Origin of the sequence: Nitratireductor sp. OM-1 (assembly GCF_003296175.1) — a bacterium.
In the GTDB taxonomy this organism is placed as follows: Bacteria; Pseudomonadota; Alphaproteobacteria; order Rhizobiales; family Rhizobiaceae; genus Nitratireductor; species Nitratireductor aquimarinus.
This window is the reverse complement of sequence record NZ_CP029208.1, coordinates 1708902-1730278: the sequence shown is the minus strand read 5'-3', so window position 1 is coordinate 1730278 and position 21377 is coordinate 1708902. Positions and strand designations below refer to the sequence as shown.

20 protein-coding genes are annotated in these 21377 nt (G+C 63.0%); 3 read left to right on the top strand and 17 right to left on the bottom strand.

The annotated features are described in order from the left end of the window. Window positions 1–30: 30 nt before the first annotated feature. Genes DEJ54_RS08170 through DEJ54_RS08145 form a run of 6 tightly spaced genes read right to left on the bottom strand, consistent with a single transcriptional unit; the run spans window position 31 to window position 6051 of the window. On the bottom strand, window positions 31–678 hold the full coding sequence (locus tag DEJ54_RS08170; protein WP_113154133.1) for an isochorismatase family cysteine hydrolase: 648 nt from the start codon (window positions 676–678) through the stop codon (window positions 31–33). Further along, on the bottom strand, window positions 669–1463 hold the full coding sequence (locus DEJ54_RS08165) for an N-formylglutamate amidohydrolase (RefSeq protein ID WP_113154132.1): 795 nt from the start codon (window positions 1461–1463) through the stop codon (window positions 669–671). Before DEJ54_RS08165 ends, DEJ54_RS08170 begins: the two co-directional genes overlap by 10 nt. Beyond that, window positions 1460–2353 carry a branched-chain amino acid ABC transporter permease gene (locus tag DEJ54_RS08160; RefSeq protein ID WP_113154131.1) on the bottom strand — a complete coding sequence of 298 codons (894 nt, stop codon included), beginning with the start codon at window positions 2351–2353 and terminating at the stop codon, window positions 1460–1462. The genes DEJ54_RS08165 and DEJ54_RS08160 overlap by 4 nt, the downstream gene beginning before the upstream one ends. Next, window positions 2353–3060 carry an ABC transporter ATP-binding protein gene (locus DEJ54_RS08155; protein ID WP_204360890.1) on the bottom strand — a complete coding sequence of 236 codons (708 nt, stop codon included), beginning with the start codon at window positions 3058–3060 and terminating at the stop codon, window positions 2353–2355. Before DEJ54_RS08155 ends, DEJ54_RS08160 begins: the two co-directional genes overlap by 1 nt. A 19-nt stretch (window positions 3061–3079) precedes the next feature. Beyond that, window positions 3080–4234 (bottom strand): ABC transporter substrate-binding protein, encoded by a 1155-nt coding sequence (locus DEJ54_RS08150; RefSeq protein ID WP_113154129.1) that lies wholly within the window; start codon window positions 4232–4234, stop codon window positions 3080–3082. A 35-nt stretch (window positions 4235–4269) separates the two neighbouring features. Beyond that, window positions 4270–6051: an ATP-binding cassette domain-containing protein gene (locus DEJ54_RS08145; RefSeq protein ID WP_113154128.1), complete on the bottom strand. Its 1782-nt coding sequence runs from the start codon at window positions 6049–6051 to the stop codon at window positions 4270–4272. Between the two features lie 117 nt (window positions 6052–6168). Here DEJ54_RS08145 and DEJ54_RS08140 point away from each other — a divergent pair, with 117 nt between their 5' ends. Genes DEJ54_RS08140 through DEJ54_RS08130 form a run of 3 tightly spaced genes read left to right on the top strand, consistent with a single transcriptional unit; the run spans window position 6169 to window position 9695 of the window. Beyond that, window positions 6169–7023 carry a MurR/RpiR family transcriptional regulator gene (locus DEJ54_RS08140; RefSeq protein ID WP_113154127.1) on the top strand — a complete coding sequence of 285 codons (855 nt, stop codon included), beginning with the start codon at window positions 6169–6171 and terminating at the stop codon, window positions 7021–7023. Further along, the gene (locus DEJ54_RS08135) at window positions 7013–8326 is read left to right on the top strand and encodes a glutamine synthetase family protein (RefSeq protein WP_245447748.1); all 1314 of its coding nucleotides are present in this window, start codon (window positions 7013–7015) and stop codon (window positions 8324–8326) included. The genes DEJ54_RS08140 and DEJ54_RS08135 overlap by 11 nt, the downstream gene beginning before the upstream one ends. Before the next feature lie 52 nt (window positions 8327–8378). After that, complete coding sequence (locus DEJ54_RS08130; protein WP_113154125.1) at window positions 8379–9695, top strand: aspartate aminotransferase family protein; 1317 nt, start codon at window positions 8379–8381, stop codon at window positions 9693–9695. Window positions 9696–9713: 18 nt separating this feature from the next. Here DEJ54_RS08130 and DEJ54_RS08125 read toward each other — a convergent pair whose 3' ends face one another. From DEJ54_RS08125 to DEJ54_RS08075, 11 genes are all read right to left on the bottom strand, one after another. After that, the gene (locus tag DEJ54_RS08125) at window positions 9714–11135 is read right to left on the bottom strand and encodes a hypothetical protein (RefSeq protein ID WP_113154124.1); all 1422 of its coding nucleotides are present in this window, start codon (window positions 11133–11135) and stop codon (window positions 9714–9716) included. A 7-nt stretch (window positions 11136–11142) separates the two neighbouring features. After that, window positions 11143–12750 (bottom strand): GMC oxidoreductase, encoded by a 1608-nt coding sequence (locus tag DEJ54_RS08120; protein WP_113154123.1) that lies wholly within the window; start codon window positions 12748–12750, stop codon window positions 11143–11145. Further along, window positions 12747–13229, bottom strand: coding sequence for a hypothetical protein (locus tag DEJ54_RS08115; protein ID WP_113154122.1), 483 nt, complete (start codon window positions 13227–13229; stop codon window positions 12747–12749). The genes DEJ54_RS08120 and DEJ54_RS08115 overlap by 4 nt, the downstream gene beginning before the upstream one ends. Beyond that, the gene (locus tag DEJ54_RS08110; protein ID WP_113154121.1) at window positions 13226–13921 is read right to left on the bottom strand and encodes a phytochelatin synthase family protein; all 696 of its coding nucleotides are present in this window, start codon (window positions 13919–13921) and stop codon (window positions 13226–13228) included. Before DEJ54_RS08110 ends, DEJ54_RS08115 begins: the two co-directional genes overlap by 4 nt. Continuing rightward, window positions 13903–14205 (bottom strand): cytochrome c, encoded by a 303-nt coding sequence (locus DEJ54_RS08105; protein ID WP_113154120.1) that lies wholly within the window; start codon window positions 14203–14205, stop codon window positions 13903–13905. Before DEJ54_RS08105 ends, DEJ54_RS08110 begins: the two co-directional genes overlap by 19 nt. Continuing rightward, window positions 14186–15730, bottom strand: a complete 1545-nt coding sequence (locus DEJ54_RS08100; RefSeq protein ID WP_204360864.1) for a multicopper oxidase family protein — start codon at window positions 15728–15730, stop codon at window positions 14186–14188. The genes DEJ54_RS08105 and DEJ54_RS08100 overlap by 20 nt, the downstream gene beginning before the upstream one ends. A 71-nt stretch (window positions 15731–15801) precedes the next feature. Beyond that, a complete protein-coding gene (locus DEJ54_RS08095) occupies window positions 15802–17313 on the bottom strand; it encodes a hypothetical protein (protein WP_113154119.1) in 1512 nt (503 codons plus the stop codon). Window positions 17314–17585: 272 nt separating this feature from the next. Next, the gene (locus tag DEJ54_RS08090; RefSeq protein WP_113154118.1) at window positions 17586–18344 is read right to left on the bottom strand and encodes an ABC transporter ATP-binding protein; all 759 of its coding nucleotides are present in this window, start codon (window positions 18342–18344) and stop codon (window positions 17586–17588) included. Next, a complete protein-coding gene (locus DEJ54_RS08085) occupies window positions 18341–19276 on the bottom strand; it encodes an iron chelate uptake ABC transporter family permease subunit (protein ID WP_328849940.1) in 936 nt (311 codons plus the stop codon). The genes DEJ54_RS08090 and DEJ54_RS08085 overlap by 4 nt, the downstream gene beginning before the upstream one ends. A 25-nt stretch (window positions 19277–19301) precedes the next feature. Beyond that, window positions 19302–20285 (bottom strand): ABC transporter permease, encoded by a 984-nt coding sequence (locus DEJ54_RS08080; protein WP_245447746.1) that lies wholly within the window; start codon window positions 20283–20285, stop codon window positions 19302–19304. Between the two features lie 25 nt (window positions 20286–20310). Continuing rightward, entirely contained in the window at window positions 20311–21243 is a 933-nt protein-coding gene (locus DEJ54_RS08075) for a siderophore ABC transporter substrate-binding protein (RefSeq protein WP_113154115.1), read from the bottom strand. Window positions 21244–21377: the final 134 nt, after the last annotated feature.

Below are 21377 nucleotides of genomic sequence, written 5' to 3'. Positions count from 1 at the left end.
GCCCCGTTCGCAAGCCGCTCGGGCGAAACGTCACACAGCTTTCGACTTCAGTTCCGCGATCAGCTCCGCCGTCGTCACCTGCCGGCAATAGCCCTTGATGGTGCGCAGCGAATTGTCGTGCCGCTCCTGGCTGTAGGTCAGGCAGGCATCCGTCACCTGCGTCACCAGATAGCCCAGATCGCAGGCGTCGCGAATGGCGCTCTCCACGCACTGATCGGTGATCAGCCCGCAGATGATGAGCTGCTTCACGCCAAGATTGCGCAAAATGTAGTCGATATGGGTCGAGACGAAGACCGACGAGGAGGATTTGGGCAAAACGATCTCGTCTTCGCCCGGCGCGATCTGGTCGATCACCTTGCCGTCCCAGGAGCCCTTGGCCACGTTGAAGCCGGTGATCTTGTAGTCGAGGCTGCGGTCGCGCCCGTCCAGCGTCAGGCTTTCGATGGTGGTGTACATCACCTCCACGCCGGCGCTGCGGCAGGCCGCCTGCAGCTCCTGCATGCGCGGGATCACGTCTGCGTCGAGCCGGTCGAAATACCAGCGGTATTTTTCCTCAAACGTCTTCTCGTCGAGATCGGCGAATTCCGCCCCTTTCCTGTGGGCGCTGAAATTCTGCACATCCACATAGAGGATCGCTGCCTGGCCCGGCTCGATGGGAACGTTGCGCGTCAGTTCCATTCCTGTAACTCCGTTACGAAGCGATGCACGACGGCGGTCATGAGCTTTGCCCACTGCGCCTGTCCGACGGCATCTGAGATGAGATCGTTGCGAATTTCAATCAGGCTGTGCGGCAGACCGCTCAGCTCGCCATGGCGCGGCACGAACCAGTCCGACTCGTCGTCAATCGTGTAGGGCTCGTTCATGCCCACCGTCATGTCCGGCGCGTTTTCCAGAACGAGCTGGCGCAGGCGCTCGGAAGTGCGCACGTCCTTGCGATAGAGAAAGCTGATTTCCCAGGGGCGCGGCACGCCATCCTGAAGCTGCGGGTTGAAACTGTGGATCGACAGGATCGCCCGGCAGTGCGGCGCTTCGCGCATCATCGTCACCGCCGCATTGAACGGCTCGAAAATCTCGCGCGTGCGGTGGGCGCGCGCCTCATCGCTCAAGGAGCGGTTGCCCGGCACGATCACGCCATCGCTTACCTCCGGCATCGCGTCGGGCGCTTCCGGCGGGCGGTTGCAGTCGATCACCAGCCGGCTGTAGCTCTGAAACACTGCCGGCGCGCCGAGCTGTTCGGCCATCAGCCGCGTAACGGCGGCCGCACCGATGTCCCAGCCGATATGCGCCTCGCGCGCATCGTCCGAGAGGCCGAGCCCGTTCAGGGCTGCCGGCACCGTCTTGCCCGCATGCTCACAGACCAGCAGCACCGGGAAGCTGCTTTCCTGATTGATAATGGTGACCGGGTTCGGGTCGAGCGACGACAGAAGCCGACCGCTCTCTCCGACAGATGTGTGAAGGCTCATACTTTCTCCGCCTTGAGGGCTGGCGAGGGGATAAGGCCGTTCGGGCGGAAGATCAGCACGAGAACGACCAGGCAAAGGGCGATCGGATCACGGAACTCCTGCATGCCGGCAGGCAGGTAGGCAGCCAGGTAGATCTCGATGAAGCCCAGAAGGAAACCGCCGGCCACCGCACCGCGCAACGAGCCGAGGCCGCCCAGAATGGCCGCGATGAAGGCCTTGAGAACGGGCGTGAAGCCCATCAGCGGATCGACCGAAGCGCGCTGGCTCACCCACAGCACGGCGGCAACGCCGGCCAGGAAGCCCGACAGCGCGAACGCGCCGGCAATCACCGTGTTGGCGCGGATGCCCATGAGGCGCGCCACCGAGAAATCCTCGGCTGCCGCCCGCATGGCGATGCCGATGCGGTGATGCTTCATGAAACGGTCGAGGAAGATCAGCATGACGATAGTGGTGGCGATGGCCGCAATCTTGTTGACGCCGATCACCAGCCCGCCGAAGCGCACGCTTTCAGACAGGATTTCCGGCACCAGAACGGCCTGCGAGCGGGCGGAGATGAAGTTCTGGAACAGAACCTGCAGGATCATCGAGACCGCGAAACTGGTTACCAGCATGGTCGCGCCGGAGGCGTTTCTGACCGGCCGGAAGGCAATGCGCTCCATCACCACGGCGGCCAGCACCGCCGCCGCAATCGCCAGCAGAATGGAGAAGGCGAACGGAACGCCGGCCAGCCCGCAGGCCATCAGAATATAGCCGGCGATGGTCATCAGCTCGCCATGGGCGAAGTTGATCAGCCCCATGGTCGAGAAGACCATGGCAAGGCCCAGCGCCAGCAGCGCATAGGTACCGCCCAATGCAAAGGCATTGACGGTTTGCTGTAGAAACAGATCCATTACTCGGCCCCCAGATAGGCAGCTTGCAGCGTTTCGGAATCGCGCAGTTCCGCAGCGGTACCGGAAGCAGCGATGCGGCCGCTGGCCATCACGTATCCACGATCCGCGATTTCGAGCGCCATCGACACATTCTGTTCGACGACCATCAGCGTCACGCCCTGCTTGCGCAGAACGGTGATCAACTCGAAAATCTGCTCGACAATCTTCGGCGCGAGCCCCAGCGACGGTTCGTCAAGCAATAGAAGACGCGGATTGCTCATCAACGCGCGGCCAACGGCCAGCATCTGCTGCTGGCCGCCTGACAGCGTTCCAGCAAACTGCTCACGGCGCTCCTGCAGGATCGGGAACAGATCGAAGACCCGCTCCCAGGCGGCTTTCACCGCCGCCTTGTCCCGCATCGAATAAGCGCCCATGAGCAGGTTCTCCTGCACGCTCAGCGTGCCGAAGACGCGCCGCCCCTCGGGCGACAGCGTCATGCCCAGCGAGGTGAAACGCTCCGGCGCACTGCCGGTCACGTCCTGCCCCGAAAAGACAATCTTGCCCCCGCTCGCCGGCGCAAGGCCGACCAGCGCGTTGAGCGTGGAGGACTTGCCCGCGCCATTGGCGCCCAGAAGCGCGATGATTTCACCTTCATGCACATCCAGGTCGATACCGCGCACCGCCTGAACGGCGCCGTATTGCACTTGGAGTGACTGGACGGACAACAGCGCAGACACGAGCCCTACCTCACTGAACGCGGGGTTCGGGGATGAGCGAAGCATCCGGCGTCGGCTGGCCGATAAGCTCACGCTCACCGTCCTTGACGCGGATCAGGCTCACCGAGCGCAGCGGCATGCCGTTGGTGCCCTTGTAGGTGATCGTGCTGGTCGCGCCCTGCACGTTCTCCAGATTGGCAATGGCGTCACGCAGCGTGTTCGCATCGGTGGAACCGTCTGCCGCGATCACGGCCGCTTCCAGCACCTTCACCAGATCGTAGCCAACCGCGTTGAACACGGTCTGCGGGGCCTCGCCGTTCACCTCTTCGAACTTCTTGTTGAAGGCTTCCAGCTCGCTGCCCTCGGTCGGGTGACCAGCCGTGGTGAAGACGAGGCCTTCAGCCACCGCGCCAAGCGAGAAAGTGGTCGGGCTGTCGATGCCGTCGGAACCGATCATCTGGCTTTCCACGCCGGCTGCGCGCAGCGCCTTCAGCATGGAGGGGAAGTCCGGCTCATAGGTCGAGGTCATGATGACATCGGGCTGCGGGTCGAGCGCCGCAATGCGCGTGGCAATCGCCGAAAAATCCTGCTGGCCGATCGTGTGCGTGTCCTCGCCCAGCATCTTGCCGCCGAGCTTCTCGAACACTTCCGCGAAATAGAGCGGCATGGTCGTGTACTGCGTGTCGGGCGAATAGATGATGTAGGCGCTGCGGTGGCCTTCGTCATAGGCCCATTTGGCCGAAACGGTCGCCTGCACATTGTCGCCGGGGAAGTTGGCGAACATGTAGTCGCCGCCGATCTGCGGCAGCGTCGGCGAGGATGCGCAGGTGGAGATCGCCGGGATCTGCGCATCGGTCACGACGCCGATGGCCGCCAGCGACGGGTCGGCGTCACACGGCAGCACGATCACGGAGACGCCCTCATCCACCAGTTCCTGGGTGGCGATGGAGGTCTGCGCGGCGTCGGAGCGCACGTCCTTTTCCAGAAGCTCGATCTTGATCTTGCCGTCGATGCCGCCGGCAGCGTTGATCTCGTCGACCGCGATGTGAATGCCGTCGATCACCGGCGTGTCGAACGGCGCGAGCGCACCGGTCTGCGCCGTGGCGACGCCAACGCGCAGCGTTTCGGCAGCCGCCGGAAGCGCCATGGCGCTGGCGAGAAGCGTGGATATGAGCAGCTTGTTCATGTCAGTTCCCTTTTTTCTTTTTTCGTTCGTTTCGATCAGGCGGTCTTGCCCGGCCCCAGATAGGCTTCGATGACCGCCGGATTTTCGCGGATTTCCGCAGGCGCGCCATCCGCGATGAGCCGGCCTTCGTTCAGCACGACGATGCGGTCGCACAATTCGTTGATCAGCTTGAGGTCGTGATCCACCAGCACCACGCCGAGCCCCAGATCCGCCGAGAGCACTTTCAGCCGGTCGATCAGATCGTCGGTCTCCTCGCGGTTCATGCCGGCAGCCGGTTCATCGAGCAGCAGGAGCGTCGGCTCACAGGCCAGCGCCCGGGCAATCTCCACCCGGCGCTGCTCGCCATAGGACAGCGTGCCCGCATCCTCGCCGGCGCGCTCATCGATGCCCAGCCGCGCAAGTGCCGCGCCCGTGCGCTCTTCCGCATTCTTTCCGCCATGGGTGGAAAGCGCTGCCGCAAGCACGTTCTGGTAAACGGTCAGCGTCGGGAACAGGCGAATGTTCTGGAACGTGCGCGCAATGCCGTAATCGGCGATCTTTTCCGGGGCCACGCCGGTGATCGACCGGTCACCCAGAACGACATCGCCCTCGGTCGGTTTCAACACGCCGGAGATGATGTTCAGGAGCGTCGTCTTGCCCGAACCGTTCGGCCCGATCAGGCCGAGAATCTCGCCCGGATTGACGGCAATGCTCACATCGTCGACCGCGCGCAGACCACCGAACTGCATCGCCACATGGTCGACTTTCAGCCGGTCGTCGCTGTGGCGTTTTGCAAGCGCCTCGGCCCTGCCGCGCTTCGGCTTGTAGGGGAAGACGCGCTCCTCCCACTCCTTCAGCCCCATCACCCCTTCCGACATGCGGAACATGGCGAACAGGATGAGCAGGCCGATGCCGATCTGCGTCGTGCCGAACACCGCCGGCAGTTCGAAACCGCCAATGCTCATGCCGCTTTCAAAGCGCCGCAGGATCTCGGTGATGACCGTGATCAGAATGGTGCCGGAGATCGCACCGGTCACCGTCGTCATGCCGCCGACGATCAGCATCGCCAGAAGCAGGAACGTGTCGTGGAAGTAGAATTTCTTGGGGCTGAACGCACCGAGAAAATGGGCGATCAGCGCGCCCGAAAGCGCCATGATTGCAGCGCTCAGAACCCATGCGATGAGCCGCTCGCGCTGCACGTTGATGCCAACAGCCTTGGCCGCAATCGCGTTCTCGCGGCCGGCTCTCAGGCGCAGACCAGACAGGGAGTCGCGGTACCAGCGCGCCGCGATCAGCGCGATCACGCAGGCCACCGCCGCCACCAGCAGCGTGGTGTCGCGCGGCACGCCGAAGAAGGACTGCGCGCCCCGCGTCACGTCGCGCCAGCCGATGATCACGCCATGCACGATCACCAGAAGGCCAAGCGTTGCGATGGACGCCGCCGAGCCTTCCAGCCGGCCGATGGCGATGCCAATCAGAAGCGCGATGATCGCCGTTACCAGAACGGCGACGATGATGGCTGGAACAAGCGAGAGTTCGGTTGCGGCGAGCCAGTCCGGCAACCCCCGCAGCGTCGCCATTTTCAGCCCCGCCGGCAGCGTCAAAAGGCCCGACACATAAGCGCCGATGCCCATGAAGGCCAAATGGCCGAAACTCAGGATACCGCTGTTTCCGCTGTAGACGCCAATGCCCGTAACGGCGATGAGCGAGATGAAGAAAACCGTGAGCACACGCTCAGCGGCAGCGCCGAAAAGACCGGCGATCACAACGCCCGCCACCGCCAGAACAACGATGGCGAGAGCGGCGGCAATGAAGTGCTGGCGCGATGACGTGAACATGAACTCCCCTCTTGCTCCCCTGCCCTTTAGCTTTGATATTATTTTTTCACAGTCAACCAAAAATTTTCATATTGACTTATGTTTTTCAAAATCGTCTGTTCGCCTTGGAGGAGATCAATGCAAGTCAGACAACGGTTGGAGAACCTGTCGAGCGAGCTCACGGCGACCGAACGGAAGCTGTGCACCGCGCTGTTGCTCGACTACCCCTATGCGGGCCTCGACACGATCCAGGACCTGGCGAAGAAGACCAAGACGTCTCCGCCATCCATCTCGCGTTTCGTCACGAAACTGGGCTTTCACGGCTATCAGGATTTCCAGCGTCATCTGATCGACGAGATCCGGCAGTCGAACCGCTCGCCGCTGGATCTGCATGTGGGCGACCGCGCCATACAGGGCGACTTTCTGGAAGATTTCGTGGCCCGCGCGGTCAATCTCATTTCCGCCTCGGCATCGGCCACGACAAGCGCCCAGTTCGAGCGCGTCTGTGCGCTTCTGGGCGATGAAAAGCGCAACATCTACCTCATCGGCGGACGCATCAGCGATGCAATCGCGCTCTATGTGTCACGCCATCTCCGCCAGGTCAGAAGCGGCGTCTTCCACCTGCCGGCCGACCCGGAAGTCTGGCCGGAATATCTGCTGCGCATGCGCTCGAAAGACGTGCTGTTCGTGGTCGATTTCCGCCGCTACCAGCGCAAGCTTTCAGAGCTGGCGCGCCTTGCCCGCGAAGAGAGCGGCGTCCAGATCGTCGTCCTCACCGACAAGTGGATGTCGCCCGCCGCCAACCACGCCAACGAAGTTTTCGCCACGCCCATCGAAAGCGGCACTGTCTGGGACAGCTACGCCGGCGCAATGGTGCTGATGGAGGCCATGCTCACCCGCATCGCCGAAACCAACTGGGACAAAACCCGCAAACGCATCGAAGCCTGGGACTCGCTCCGCTTCGATCATGGAGCACGCGACGATGATCAGTAATCCTCTCATGTTCGCCGCCACTTCGGACTTCTCCGGCGTGACGCGCGGCAAGGCGTTCCCCCTGAAGGAAATGGAAAAGCGCTTCCGGCAGGGTGTCGGCTGGACGCCCACCAATGTGCAGATCACCTGTTTCGACGCCATCGCCGACAGCCCCTTCGGCTCCTTCGGCGACCTGATCCTCGTGCCCGATGCAGACACTGCCGTGACGCTTGATCTGGAAGATGGTGGCCCGGTGGAACGCTTCGTTCTGGGCGACATTCTTGACCTTGAAGGCACGCCGTGGAGCTGCTGCACGCGCTCGATTCTGAAACAGGCCCTCAAGCGGCTCGAAGATGTCTCGGGGCTCCGCCTCATCGCCGCTTTCGAGCATGAATTCCAGACCCGCGAAACGCCGCCCGGCCCCGGCGAAGCCTTCGGCCTTGCCAGCTTCGCCAATCACCGCGCCTTCGGCGAAACCGTCATGGCCGCGCTGGAGCTGGCGGGCGTCAAGCCCGACACCTTCCTGAAAGAGTATGGCGCAGACCAGTTCGAGGTCACCAACGGTCCCGATCTCGGCGTCACCGCCGCCGACACGGCCATCAAGGTGCGCGCCGTCACCCGCCTCGTCGCCGAGCGCATGGGCCACCCGGTCACCTTCGCTCCGATCTGCGATCCCGCCGGCGTCGGCAATGGCGTCCATGTGCATATGAGCTTCATCGACGAGAACGGCGCGCCCGCCACCTACGACCCCGACGCGCAATGGGGCATGTCGGAAAAGACCGGCTCCTTCATCGCCGGCATTCTGAAATACATGGACAGCATCATCGCGCTCACCGCGCCCTCTGCCATCTCCTATCTGCGCCTCACCCCGCATCGCTGGAGCGCGGCCTTCAACAATCTGGGCTATCACGACCGCGAGGCCGCCGTGCGCATCTGCCCGGTCACAAGCGCCAGCCCCGACAGCGCCGCAAAACAGTACAATTTCGAGTATCGCGCAGCCGATGCCGCAGCCTCCCCCTATCTGGTGCTCGCCGCCCTCGCCCATGCGGGGGCACAGGGCATCGAGGAAGGCCTCGCCGCCCCGCAGGTCACCGAAGAAGACCTGTCCCTCCTTTCACCCGACGCGCTTTCAAAGCGCGGCTTTGTGCGCCTGCCGCAGTCGCTCGACGAGGCGCTCGACCGGCTTTCCGCCAATGAGCTGGTCGCGCAGTGGCTCGGCAGCGAGGCGGTGGAAACCTATGTGAAGCACAAGCGCGGCGAGATCGACCAGACGGCTGATCTCGATCAGGCAGAGCGCTGCGCCCGTTACAAGGCCGTCTACTGACGGCCTTTGGGGGCAACACCCGACACACGGAAACACAACAGGGAAAGCAGGCATGAACGGACTGTACGACCGCGAAAGCCGCAGCGTTTCAACGCTCGCCCATCTGCGTTTCTTTCCGCAGGCCGTGACCGGCGGAAAGGGCAGTCTCCTGCGTGGCGATGACGGGCGCGACCTTCTCGATTTCGCCGCTTCGTGGGGCGCGGCCAGCCTCGGCCACGGCCACCCGGCCCTTGCCGAAGCCGTCAACCGCGCGCTGACCGATCAGGCGGGCGCGAGCTACCTTTCCACCGCCAACGAGCCCTGCGTTCTTCTGGCCGAGAAACTGCTCTCCATCGTGCCGGAGCGCGCCGCTGGCCGTGTCTGGTTCGGCCATTCCGGTTCGGACGCCAACGAGACCGTCGCCCGCGCTGTGGTCGCCGCGACGGGCCGCAAACGCATCCTGTCCTTCAAGGGCGCTTATCATGGCGGCACGGTCGGGTCGGTGGCCATTTCCGGCCACCCCGCGCAGGGCGGCATCGACAAGGCGTCGGGCCTGAGCCTCGTTCCCTATCCCGATGCCTACGCCGCCGGCAGCCCCGAGGCTGCCGCCAGCGCGGCGCTTGCGCATCTCGAAGAGCTTTTCGCCACCACCGTCCCGCCGGAGGAAGTGGCGGCCTTCTTCATCGAACCGATCCAGTCCGATGGCGGCATGCTGGTGCCCCCGCCCGGCTATTTCCGGGAAATCCAGGCGCTCTGCCGCAAACATGGCATTCTGCTGGTCTGCGATGAGGTGAAGGTGGGGCTCGGACGCACCGGACGGCTCCACGCATTCGAGCACAGTGACATCGAGCCCGACATCATTGTTTTCGGCAAGGGGCTCGGCGGCGGCCTGCCCATATCGGCGGCGGTCGGCCCCGAGGCGATCATGAACCACGCCTCCGCCTTCTCCTTCCAGACGCTTCACGGCAATCCCGTCTGCGCCTCTGCGGGCCTCGCCGTTCTCGACACGATCGAGCGTGAAAACCTCGTCGCCAATGCGGCCAGCGTGGGCGACACGATGCTCACCGCGCTGTGCGATCTTCAGGAAAGGCACGAACTTATCGGCAATGTGCGCGGCCACGGTCTTGCGCTGGGTGTCGAGCTGGTCAGCGACCGTAACGCCCGCACACCGGCCATCGAGCAGACCACGCTTGTCGTCTACCGCGCCTTCCAGCTCGGCCTCGTCATCTACTATGTGGGTATCAACTCCAATGTTCTGGAGTTCACCCCGCCCCTCACCATGAGCGAGGAAGAAGCCCTGCGCGGCATCGCCATTCTCGATCAGGCGCTGGGCGATGTGGAGGCCGGACGGGTGGACCCGCAGCTTCTGGAGCACTTCGCCGGCTGGTAGCTTGTCCCCGCGCCGCGCTCATTGCTGCGCGGTCGGGCTTTTCGCACCTTCCGCCGCAATGGCGTCGGGCGATGCCTCTTTCGCAAAAAGGAACGGCATCGCCACCACCACCAGAACGGCCTGCAACACGAAAACGCTGGAATAGACCGCGTCAGGCGCAAAGCTCAGCATCTCCATCACCTGGATCAGGATCTCGAAGAGTTCCAGCCCCACTTCCGTTCCCACGATGATCACGAAGGCGATGAAGAGCGACAGATGTGCGTTCCTGCCTGCCGCGCCGGTAACCGCAAAAACGGCAGCCGTCGTCAGCAGCCCCGTGCCGAAACCTGTGAGCGCCTTCGACCCCAGATAGACCTCGTAATAGGGAAAGCCGAAATAAAGCATATAGGAGCCGAGGCCCGCCGCCGTGATCACCGCGCCGGCGAGCATCAGCGCCCGCTGGATCGGCATGCGCGCAAGGATCGCCGTCGCTCCCATGGCCGCCACCACCTGCGCCAGCGCGCCAATCGTTGCCCGGTCGGCAATCAGCGTGTTGGAGCACATGTGCTTCACCAGATAGGCGGTGTCGTAAAAGCCCGTGGTCGCCACATTGACGAAAAAGAGGAAGGCAAACACGCCAAGCGTCGCCCCTTCCACGGGCGCTCGCGGAGCCTGTTCCGCAGCCCTTCCCCGGCGCGCCCGCACGATGAGATAGGCAAGGCTCGCCGCGAACAACCCGGCCGCAATCTGCGTTTCCGGCGCACTGATGCCCGAGAGCGACACCAGCGTTGTCACCGCCTCGAAGGTGATCAACACGGCAAGAACCGGAAGAAGCGCGAAGCTGGCGGCCTTCTCTTCCCCTTCGTCGCCCGCCGTTTCCTTCACGGGTTCGCGCACCATCCAGAGGCCCAGCATCAGCAGGAAAGGCACCATGGCGAAGCCGGCAAAGAAGATGTCCAGCCCATAGCGCGGCGCAATCACCCGGACGAGTTGCGGCGTGACCAGAAACGCCGCCGGCATGGCCACCGCCCACACACCCGTCAAAAGCTTGGAATGCCGCTCGCCGCCCCACACGGTCATCATTTGTGCAATGGGCGCGAGCGCCGCCAGCGAAAAGCCAATCAGTGGAAACAGCACCACCACCAGCGCCTCACGCGTTGCCACCGGCGGCGCAACCCAGAAAAGCACCGCCAGCCCAAGGCTGGAGACCCCCGCGATGAGACACATCGCAGCCGCCAGCGGCCGTGCCGGAAAGCGCTGGATCAGCCGTGGCGTGATCAGAAGCGACAGAAGCACCGCGCCCAGAAGCAGCTCGATGATCACCGAGGTCTTGTTGACGGAAATTTTTAGAAAGCTCGCAAACGTCCCTTCCGAGACGAACACGGCGGAGCTGACCACCGAACGCAGCCCGTTGCCGAGCAGCACCAGGAGAAGCAGCAACGGCAGCGCGGCCTTGTTCATGCAGGTTTCAGCCCTTGTTCAGGTGCTCGGCCAGCCGGATGCCCATGGCGGCGATGGTCAGCGACGGCGCGTTGACCGGCGCGCTCACATGGGTCGAGGTGCCGAGAATATAGAGGTTCGGGTGCTGGTGCGCCTTCAGATCCGGCCCCACGACCGAACGCTTCGGGTCGGTTCCCATGCGCGTGGTGCCGGCGATGATGGCGTTGGAGAGATAGGGCGTATCTTCCTTGATGTCCTTCGCCCCCATCAGGCCGAGCACCTTCTGGTTCACCTCCCGCGCCACAGTGATGCCAGCCTGCGTGTAATCATCGACCGTGAAGTTGATGCGCGGGCGCGGCACGCCGGACGTGTCCATCTTGTCGGAAAGCGTAACGCGGTTCTCCGGCACGCCCAGCGTTTCCGCCGAGGAGTTGAGCCGCACATGGCGCGAAATCTGCGCGTTGAGCGTGTTGACCAGCTCCGCCCCGCGCATGCCATTGCCGATCAGATCGCGCGACAGTTTCTCCGCATCCGAATTGCCGCTCCAGCCATTGTTCATGAACGATGTGCCGAAGGCCGCATATTCCTTGCGGAAATCGCCGTCGCGATACTCGATGATGCCGGAGGTCTGCTGCGGCCCGCGATAGGGATAGACCGGATCCGTCACCGTGCCGGACACGTCGATATTGTACTGCGACAGGAGGTAACGCCCGACCTGATCGTGCGCGTTGCCAACCCCGTCAGGCGCAGTTTCCTGCTTGGAATTCAGCATGAGGCGCGGGTTCTCGATGGCGTGCCCGCCCAGAACGAAGATATTGCCGGTCACCTTCTGCGTCGCGCCGTCCGGGCGGCGGATCGTCAGCGACACGACTTCCTGGTCGGCCCCGATTTCAATGAAGGTCACAAGCGCGCGCAGTTCGATGCGTGCGCCAGCCGCCACCGCCTTGTCCATGTCGAACGAGGCGTCGTATTTCGCCCCGATGGGGCAGATCGGCACGCAGGTATTGTTGCCGCAGCAGGCTGGCCGATTGTCGAAGATCACCGAGTTGCGCGCATGCGAGAAGCGCTTGGAGGTGAGCCCCATCTGATCCAGCGCCTTCTGGATCTGTAAATCCATATAGGAGGCGGGAATGGGCGGCATCGTGTAGCCTTCGCCCGGCTTGCGCGGCGCGCCCCATGTGAAGTCCGGGTCGCCCGAAACACCCCAGCGCGCTTCCGCCTGTTCGTAATAGGGGATCAGCTCGTCATAGGTAATCGGCCAGTCCGCGCCCCGGCCATAAAGCGTGGCGCTCTTGAAATCATTGGGCCGCAACCGGTCGGCAAAGCCCGTCCAGTGCCACGTCGTGCCGCCATAGATGCGCAGATACGCACCGACGAAACGCACCGGCCCCGCCTGATCGTAAAACGCGTCGTAATCCGTATCGGTCGGGTGTGGCGCCCAGTCCTGACTTGGATATGGAGCCTGCGGACCCTTCACCGGATTGGCGTAGAAATCGGCGAGATATTCCGAGCGCGGCTTGCTGTCGCCGGCTTCCAGAACAAGAACGTCGCGGCCCGCTTCGGCGAGGCTGCGCGAAAGATGCGCCCCCGCCATGCCGGACCCGACGATCACGATATCGGCGTGCAGGTCGCTCATGCTGCCTCCCACGGATTGAGCCAGTAGCCGAACTCCGGCCCCGAGCACAGGCCCGGCGCTTTGGCAAAGCTCAGCGACTTCCATCCCAGCGCGTATGGATAATTGATCATCGGCGCATTCTTGTCGGCGGGGTCGGCCGAGCCTGTGAACAGATAGGCGGCGATCCAGCGCACCTGCTCTTCCCGGTCCCCCTCTTGCGCATCAAGCACCGTGGCGATGCCCGCGCGGCCGAAATGGGTCACCAGATCCTGCCGCGCCGGCACACCGAACGTTTTGGTGAAATCGCGCTTCAGCGCATCGCGCAGGATCTGCGGCGTCTTCACCGGGCCAGCAATGGCCGAGATCAGCCCCTCCCAGACCGTGTCGTCATAGGCGGAGCCCAGACGCGCCGCCTGCGCCACGGGCGCCACGGGCGTAAGCGCCATGGCGCTGCAGCTTCCGATCAGGAAGGCGCGGCGGGAAAGGCGCGGCCCCGTCACTGGACCGACACCTTGACGAAACCGCGCGAGCGGTTGGACCCCTCGTCCACCATCATCATCGCCGCATGCAGCTTCTCGACGCTGATCCACACCGGCGGATATTTGTATTTCGCCACATCGAGGATCAGAACGCTGTCGGTCTCCTCGTCATAGGCGCCGATGGGCGAAATGTGCCCGTCGCCTTCCTGGGGCAGCGCCTTGCGCGAATAGTTTGCGATGAAGCGCGCATCGCGGTCTTCGAGCGTTTCCCGGATCGCCGTGCGCAGTTCATCAACGGATGTCTCGTCGGCAAAATGGTGTTCCGCCGCAAGCCCCGTGTTCTCGATGAACGTGTCGAGTTCGGCCAGCGTCAGCCCCTCATGCTCCACCATCGCATAGGGTTTCAGTTTCTGGTTGGCCTCATTGAACAGCGTGTCCTGCGTGAACAGCGTCCACGGATAGAGCCGGTCGGGCGAAGGCCGCGGAATGCCCAGCGCATTGGCCACCGCCGCCACGGTCGCCGGCCCGCAGAAGGTCAGGATCTGCTCGCTCTCCACATAGGTGGCGAGGCTGAAATAGTCGCGGTTGAGGTCGGCGTCGAGCAGGCGCTCCTCGCCCTGCTCGCTCGTCAGGTAGAGAAGGTCTTCAGCGGCAAGTGTCGGCGTTGCGCAAAGCGCGGCAACGGCCAGCGCGATCAGTTTTGTGCGAACCATTCCGAAATCTCCTTGATGTCCTCGTCGCTCAGTTCCTTGGTGTAGAAGCGCATCACGTCGGCCGGCCCGCCGGTGCGACGGCCCTCGCGATAGGCCTTGAGGGCGGCCTCCAGATAGTCGGACCGCTGGCCCGAAAGGATCGGCACCCCTTCCACCAGCGGATTTCCATCCGCCGAATGACACGAGACGCAGCCCGACGCCTGTTTCGGAACGGCGTTGTCCTGCGCCTGGGCAGCGAACGGCATCAGGAGCAGTGCTGCGAGGCTAAGCCTTGATATTGACATTGAGCATCATCCCCAGGTCTTCGTGTGGAAGGATATGGCAGTGCATGACGAAGCGGCCGTCGAACTCGGTGAAGCGCATGCGCACCGTGGCCGACCCCGCAGCCGGCACGGCAATCGTGTCCTGCCAGTGCTTGTAAGCCAGCTCCTCGCCATTGATGTGCGTCACCTGCATCGGGTTCACATGCACATGGATCGGGTGCGGGAACGGTGTCGTGTTGACGAACTCCCACTCTTCCGCCGTCCCCAGACTGGCGACGATGTCGTCGCGCGAGGGATCGAACGGCTTTCCGTTGAGCGTGAACACCGTGTCCTTGTACATGCCGGGCGTGTCGGTCACGCCGAGCACGATCTGCTGGCGTTTTGAGATTTCCTCATCGGTGATGTCGGTCAGGATCTTGTTGTCGGGCAGCTCTTCCTCGGGAATGCGCGTGCCCATCTTCACGTCCGGCCCGATCCGGTCCGTATCCGCCGGCAGCACCACGACCTGCGCCATGCGCACTTCCGGAAGCGCCGTCTTGCCCTGCGAGAAGGCAGGGCGGATCAGCTCGTAGACACCCACTTTCGGTGCCCGCACCATCACGTTCGACCTGTTGCCCGGCGCGATGAAGATGCGGTCGGTTTTCCGCGCGAAATCATAAGGGTTGCCGTCGAAACCGATCTCGAACAGGTCCAGACCGTCCAGCGTCATCGGCAGGAACTGCTCATCGCCCGCATTCAGCCAGCGCCAGTGCTGCACCTCGCCTTCGCGCATGTAGATGCGCGGCTGATATTCGCCATTCACCAGCCAGTAGCGTTCCGAATCCAGGTTCCAGATCGTGTCATAGCTGTCGAGCTCGCCGCTTGTCGGATCCACCACCGGGCACTGGAACACCATCACGCGCTCGATGGCTTCAGCCACCTCCGGAACGTCATCCAGCGTGCCGCGCACGATCATCATGCCGCCGCAGCCAGAGGCCACCTGCACCGCCACCGAACCGTGCCTGTGCGGGTGATACCAGTAATTGCCCGCCGGATGATCCTCTGGAAGCTGGACCAGATAGTTGAAGCTCTCGCCCGGATTGATCTGCAGGTAGACGTTGTCGCTGTTGCCCTTGGGGCTCACATGGAAACCGTGGAAATGCAGATTGGTCGAGTTGAACTGGTTCGGCGTGTTGGTCACCGGGTCGTGGTCGCGGTTGGGCGGCATCCGGTTGTGGAGCGCGATCTCCATCTCGTCCCCCGGCGACACGCGAAAGGTCGGTCCCGGGATCTCCCCTTCATAAAGTCTGAGCTCCGCGCTCGCATAAGGCAGATCGTGGCGGGTGATCTTCATCGTCAGGTCCGTCTGGAAACGCCCGTCGACGGAGTGGATTTCGCGCGGGTTCTTCAGATCGCCTTCCATGCCGAGCGGCGAGCGCGCCGGCACGAGCCGCGGATCGTCCTTGCCCTCGGCCACTGCCGCATGGTCCGGCCGCAACACGGCCAGCGCCGCCACGGTCGCCAGAGCCGTGGAACCGAAAAGGAGGGCACGCCGGTTCATCTGCATGTGCAACATCCTGCCTTGCTTCAATCAGTTCGTATGTTTCTTGCCGCCAGCGCGCAGACCGCGCGCCGCTTTCAGTCTTTCTTTGCGCAGCGGTGCGGGCCCTGTGCGCCCACCTCGATCGGGCAGGCATTGCGGAATCCCCAGACGAAATCCGTCTGAACCGCCACCAGTCCCGGCGCCAGAACCTGGTCGCCGACACCGTAATAGGCGCTGGTGGTGAACCAGCTCGGCGCCGGCACGCCATTGGTGCTTTTGGGCAGGCCGGCGTCACTCAGATCGCTCACGAAGATCGATAAGTTCGGTAACCCCTTCTCGGTCACCGATGCGCGCGCATGGCAGCTGATGCAGGAGCTGGAATTGGTGAAGCCGGCTTCCGTCACCGAATTGCCGAGCTGCGTCGGCCGGCCCGTGGGCGTCACGAAATTCGTCTGGCTGCCCTTGAGGCGATAGTTGCGCCAGGCCGGATCGGCGGGCCTCGGCGTGCCGCTCTCATTGGCGGCTCCGGTTCCGATGCCCAGCGTCCTGAACACCGCCGCCAGCCCGTCGCGCATCTCGCTGTCGGCGTCATAGGTCCGGGCAAGATCGAATGCGACCACGGCGCCGTCCGCCATTTCCAGCTGGTTCGGCGACACGTAATTGTCTGCCGGTTCGGGCAGATCATCCCGCGCGGTCGGCCCCTCGCTCACCCGCGCCACATAACCGAAACTGTCATTGCAGCCGATCCAGTCGCAGCGGCCCTGATTGTCCACATGCTCGAACGTGGTCCAGAACCAGTTGGGCAGATCCTTCGAGGAGATGTGAAACGACAGAAGGATATAAGTGCCGGTCTCCGGCGTGTTGCCGCCCTTCGGCAAATCGAGCGTGATGTAGTCGGCGTTCTTTTCAAGATCGATGCCCAGCTCTTTCGCCTTGCGGATATCGAGCAGGTTCGCCTTGAGCATGAGCGAGCGGATCGGCAGGTCGATCTGGCTGAGCGGTCCCGTGCCGGCCACGCCATTGTATGGCGCATAGTGCTCCATGACGCCCGCACGTGTCTGAAACACCCGGCCAAGCCCGTCCGTGTGATAGAGCCCGTTTGCGAAGATGTAATCGGTCATAGGCCGGTTGTGATAAACCAGCTCCACCTGCTCCGCGCCGATCACTGCGGTCTTGAGCTCCGGCGGCACGTCATCCCAGTCGATGCTGCCGTCACCATCCCGGTCGGTCTTGGCCGCATCCTCCATCGACACCTGATGCGCCTTGCTCGGCTCATGCGGTGTGTGTGCCGGCATGCCCAGCGCCGGGTCGGGGCGCACGGGGCAGTGTTCGGGATCGGGATTGTTGGAAACTTCGACCGTGCTGCAGCAGTTTTCCGTCTGGCCGGGCTCGCACACCGGCCATGGCGCGGTCGGCCACATCTGCACATCGGTCGTCCAGCGCGACCAGAATTCGCCACGCACCGCCTCGGTGAAAATCTTCCAGGCGAAAGCATCCGGACAGCTCATGGACGGATTGCTTATCTCCGGCCCGAAGTCGAAGCGCCCTTCCCCGTCCACCGTAACTGCGCATTCCGGCGAATCACGCAGGTCCGCCAGATACTGCATCGCAAAATCAATGGAATTCGGATTGGCCGATACGGCCGAAACTGAAAGCGAAGTACTTATAAACGCTAAGAAAAAAGCCCTTTTTGCGACCCTCGCCTGATCGCAAAAAACGCGAGCCACGCGTTTTGATTGCCTCTGGTGCGCCAAAAGCCTTGTGCCCCCTCACAAGTTTGTTTTGCACCAGTGTTTATCACAAACCTTGACGGTTAGTTGAGAATAAATTCCGCAATTGAACGGTTTCTCCACTCCGCAGGCTCTGCAGATGCCGGGCTCTACAGATAATGCAGCCCCAGAAGATGCCCCTCCACCTCGCGCACCTGCACGACGGTGTCATAGATGTCCTCAAGCACCGCTTCCTGCATCAGGTCACCGGCCTCGCCCTGCAGCACCACGCGTCCGTCGCGCATCGCCACCACGTGATCGGCATAGATCGAGGCGAAGTTGATGTCGTGGATCACCACGGTAATCGACTTCTTCAGGTCGTCCGCCGTGCGCCGTAACAGCTTCATCATCGCCGCCGCGTGTTTCATGTCGAGGCTGTTGAGCGGCTCGTCCAGCAGCACATATTTGGTGTCCTGCGCCAGAACCATTGCCACGAAGGCGCGCTGGCGCTGACCGCCAGAAAGTTCGTCCAGAAACCGCCCGCGCAGAGCGTCGAGCCCCAGATAGGAAATCGCCTCGCCGATATGGCGCTCGTCTTCCACGGTCGGCCGCCCGCCCGAATGCGGAAACCGGCCAAACGCCACCAGTTCGCTCACCGTCAGGCGCATGCCCACCTGGTTGTTCTGCTTCAGGATCGCCAGCCGCTTGGCCAGCACCGCGCCCGGCGTTTCCTGCACATCCAGACCATCCACCAGAACCCGCCCCGAAGTCGGCGCGGTCAGGCGCGCAATCATGGAAAGAAGAGTCGACTTGCCCGCCCCGTTCGGGCCGACAATCGCGGTGATGCCGCTCTCGGGAAGCGACAGGCTGACATCGTCAACCACCGTCGCATCGTCATAGGTCTTGGTGAGATTGTGGATGTCGATCATCGCCTGAGGTTCCGATAAAGCAGCAGCATGAAGGCAATGCCGCCGGTGAATTCGATGATGATGCTGAGCGCCGTGTCGAAACCGAACACGCGCTCCAGCACGGTCTGCCCGCCCACGAGCGCAATGATGGCAAGCAGCGTCGCCGCCGGCAGCGTGTATTTGTGCCGGTCCGTGCCCACGGCCTGATAGGCGAGATTGGCGACCAGCAGACCGAAGAAGGTGATCGGGCCAACAAGCGCCGTCGAGACCGAAACCAAAACCGCGATCATGGCGAACAGCAGCAGCACCACACGCTGATAATCAATGCCCAGATTGATCGCCACGTCGCGGCCAAGCGCCAGCACGTCGAGCTTCGTCAGGAGCCGCCGGCTCACAAAGGCGGTCGCCAGAACAATCACCGCCGACACCGCCAGCAATTGCTGGTCGATGCTGTTGAAGCTGGCGAACAGCATGTCCTGAAGCGCGATGAATTCGTTGGGGTCGAGAATGCGCTGCATCATGTGCGCCAGGCTGCGGAAGAAGACACCGCACACCACGCCCGCCAGCACCACCAGATGCAGGCTGCGCTGGCGGCTGAGAAACAGCCAGTAGAAGAGCGCCATGGACATGCCCACCATGAGCAGCGTCTCCAGAACGAAACGCAGCCGCATGTCCACGCTGGCGAGATCGCGCGTGCCCAGAAAGAACACCAGCGCCGTCTGCAGGGCCACATAGAGGGAATCGAAGCCCATCACCGCGGGCGTCAGAATGCGGTTCTGCGTCACCGTCTGAAACAGCACCGTCGCCGTCGCCACCGCATAGGCCACCAGCACGAGGCCGAGCAGCTTGGCGCTGCGAAACGGCAGCACGAAATCCCAGTTGCCCTTCACGCCAATGGTCATGAAGGCCAGTGCCGCCGCAATGGCGCCAAACGCCAGAACGACAAGCGCCACGCGGGGCCGTCGCCATGTCGGATTTTTAGCCAAAACGCGCCCGCCGCCGCAAAAGGAGATAAAGGAAAATGCCCGAACCGAGCACACCCGCCACCGTTCCCACCGGGATCTCATAGGGAAACCGCAGCGTACGGCCGACAATGTCGCAGGCAAGCAGGAAGCCCGCGCCCGACACCGCCACCCAGGGCAGCGCACGGCGCAGATTGTCGCCCACCGTCATGCTCACCACATTGGCGACGATCAGCCCCAGAAACGGCACCGTACCCGCGGTCACCACTGCCGTCGCCGAAACCATGGAAACGATGACGAGGCCGAAGGCGAGGATGCGCCCGTAGTTCAGACCGAGATTGCGCGTAAAACTTTCGCCAAGCCCGGCGACCGTGAACCGGTCCGCCGCCACATAGGCAAGCAGCGCCAGCCCGCCCGCGATCCACAACAGTTCGTAGCGCCCCCGCAGGACGCTTGAAAAGTCGCCATTCGTCCAGGCGGAAAGCGATTGCAGAAGATCATAGCGATAGGCGACGAAGGTGGTCATGGCGTTGATGACGCCGCCGAACATCAGCCCCAGAAGCGGCACGACGAGGCTGGAGCTTGCCGGGATCTTCGACACAAGCCGCAGGAACAGGAAGGTTGCGGTCAGCGCGAAAACCGAGGCCACCGCCATCTTGGAAAGCATCGGCAGGCCGGGCGCGAACAGCGCCACCGCCAGAAGACCAAGGCTCGCAGCCTCGACCGTGCCGGTCGTCGTCGGTTCAACGAAACGGTTGCGAAACAGCATCTGCATGATCAGCGCCGCAACGCCCATCGCCATGCCCGAAAGCACCAGCGCCAGGGTGCGCGGAATACGGCTGACGAGCAGAAGCTGAATGGCCTGTGCGTTGCCGTCACCGCTCAAAAGATCACCGAGCGGCATGTCGGCCACGCCGATGAAAAGGCTGATTGCAGCGAGAACGATCACCACGCCCACCGCCAGAACGAGGCCGGCGGCGGGGTAGATACGTTGGGGCATGCTGGCGGCAGCTTGCATAGCCTTGTCAGTCGACTGGTGTGAGCGCCTTGGAGAGCGCGTCGACTTCTGCCTGGAGGGCAGTCATGCCGCCGCCGACCAGATACCAGCGCACGGAATCGGCATAGTAGATATTGCCTTCCTTCGCGGCCGTGGTCGCTGCGACGAGTTCATTGTCCAGCGTCTGCTTTGCCGACTGGCCTTCGCTGCCGATGGCCGAATCCCGGTCCACCACGAACAGCCAGTCCGGATTTGTCTTCAGGAGAAATTCGAACGAAACCGCCTCGCCATGGGTCGCCTCCTGCACATTCTCGACAGCAGGGATCACGCCGAGATCGTCATGCAGCCAGCCGAAGCGCGAGCCCGGACCATAGGCCGAAACCTTGCCGCCATTGGTGAGGATGATCAGGCCTTTGCCGGCATCCTTCGCCGTCTCGCGCAGCGCTGCAACGGAGGTGTTGAGCTTCTCGATCAGTTCCTCGGCCTTCTCTTCACGGTCGAAGATCACGCCCAGCTTGCGCGCATTGTCTTCCGCGCTGTTGAGGAAGTCATCCTGTGCGACCGTCAGGTCGATGGTCGGCGCAATCTTGGAAAGCGCCTCATACTGCTTGGCCGAGCGGCCCGCGACGATGATCAGGTCGGGCCTGGCGGCATTCACCACCTCGAAGTCCGGCTCGAACAGCGAGCCGACCTTGGCGTAATCGTCGCTCTTGTATTTGGACAGATAGTCGGGAAGCAGCGCGTTGGGCACGCCGGCCACGTCGACGCCCAGCGTGTCGAGCGTGTCGAGCGTGGCGAAATCGAAGGTCAGAACCGTCTTGGGCGTGTCCGGCAGAACCGTTTCGCCCTGCGCATGTTTGACGGTGATTTCGTCGGCATTGGCATAGCCCGGCAGGAACGCCGCAAGCGCGATGGCCGAAGCCAGAAAGCGCGCGGTCAGGGGGTTCGTTCTTGTGATCATCGACATGCTCCAAATGTCAGGGATGACGGGTGGACGCCACCTGCCGGTTTCCGTTTTGCGCGGTCGGCAACGCCCTTGTCTGGATTTCGGTTAGCAAATATGATTCCTACAATCAACTTTTCTGTGCGGACATT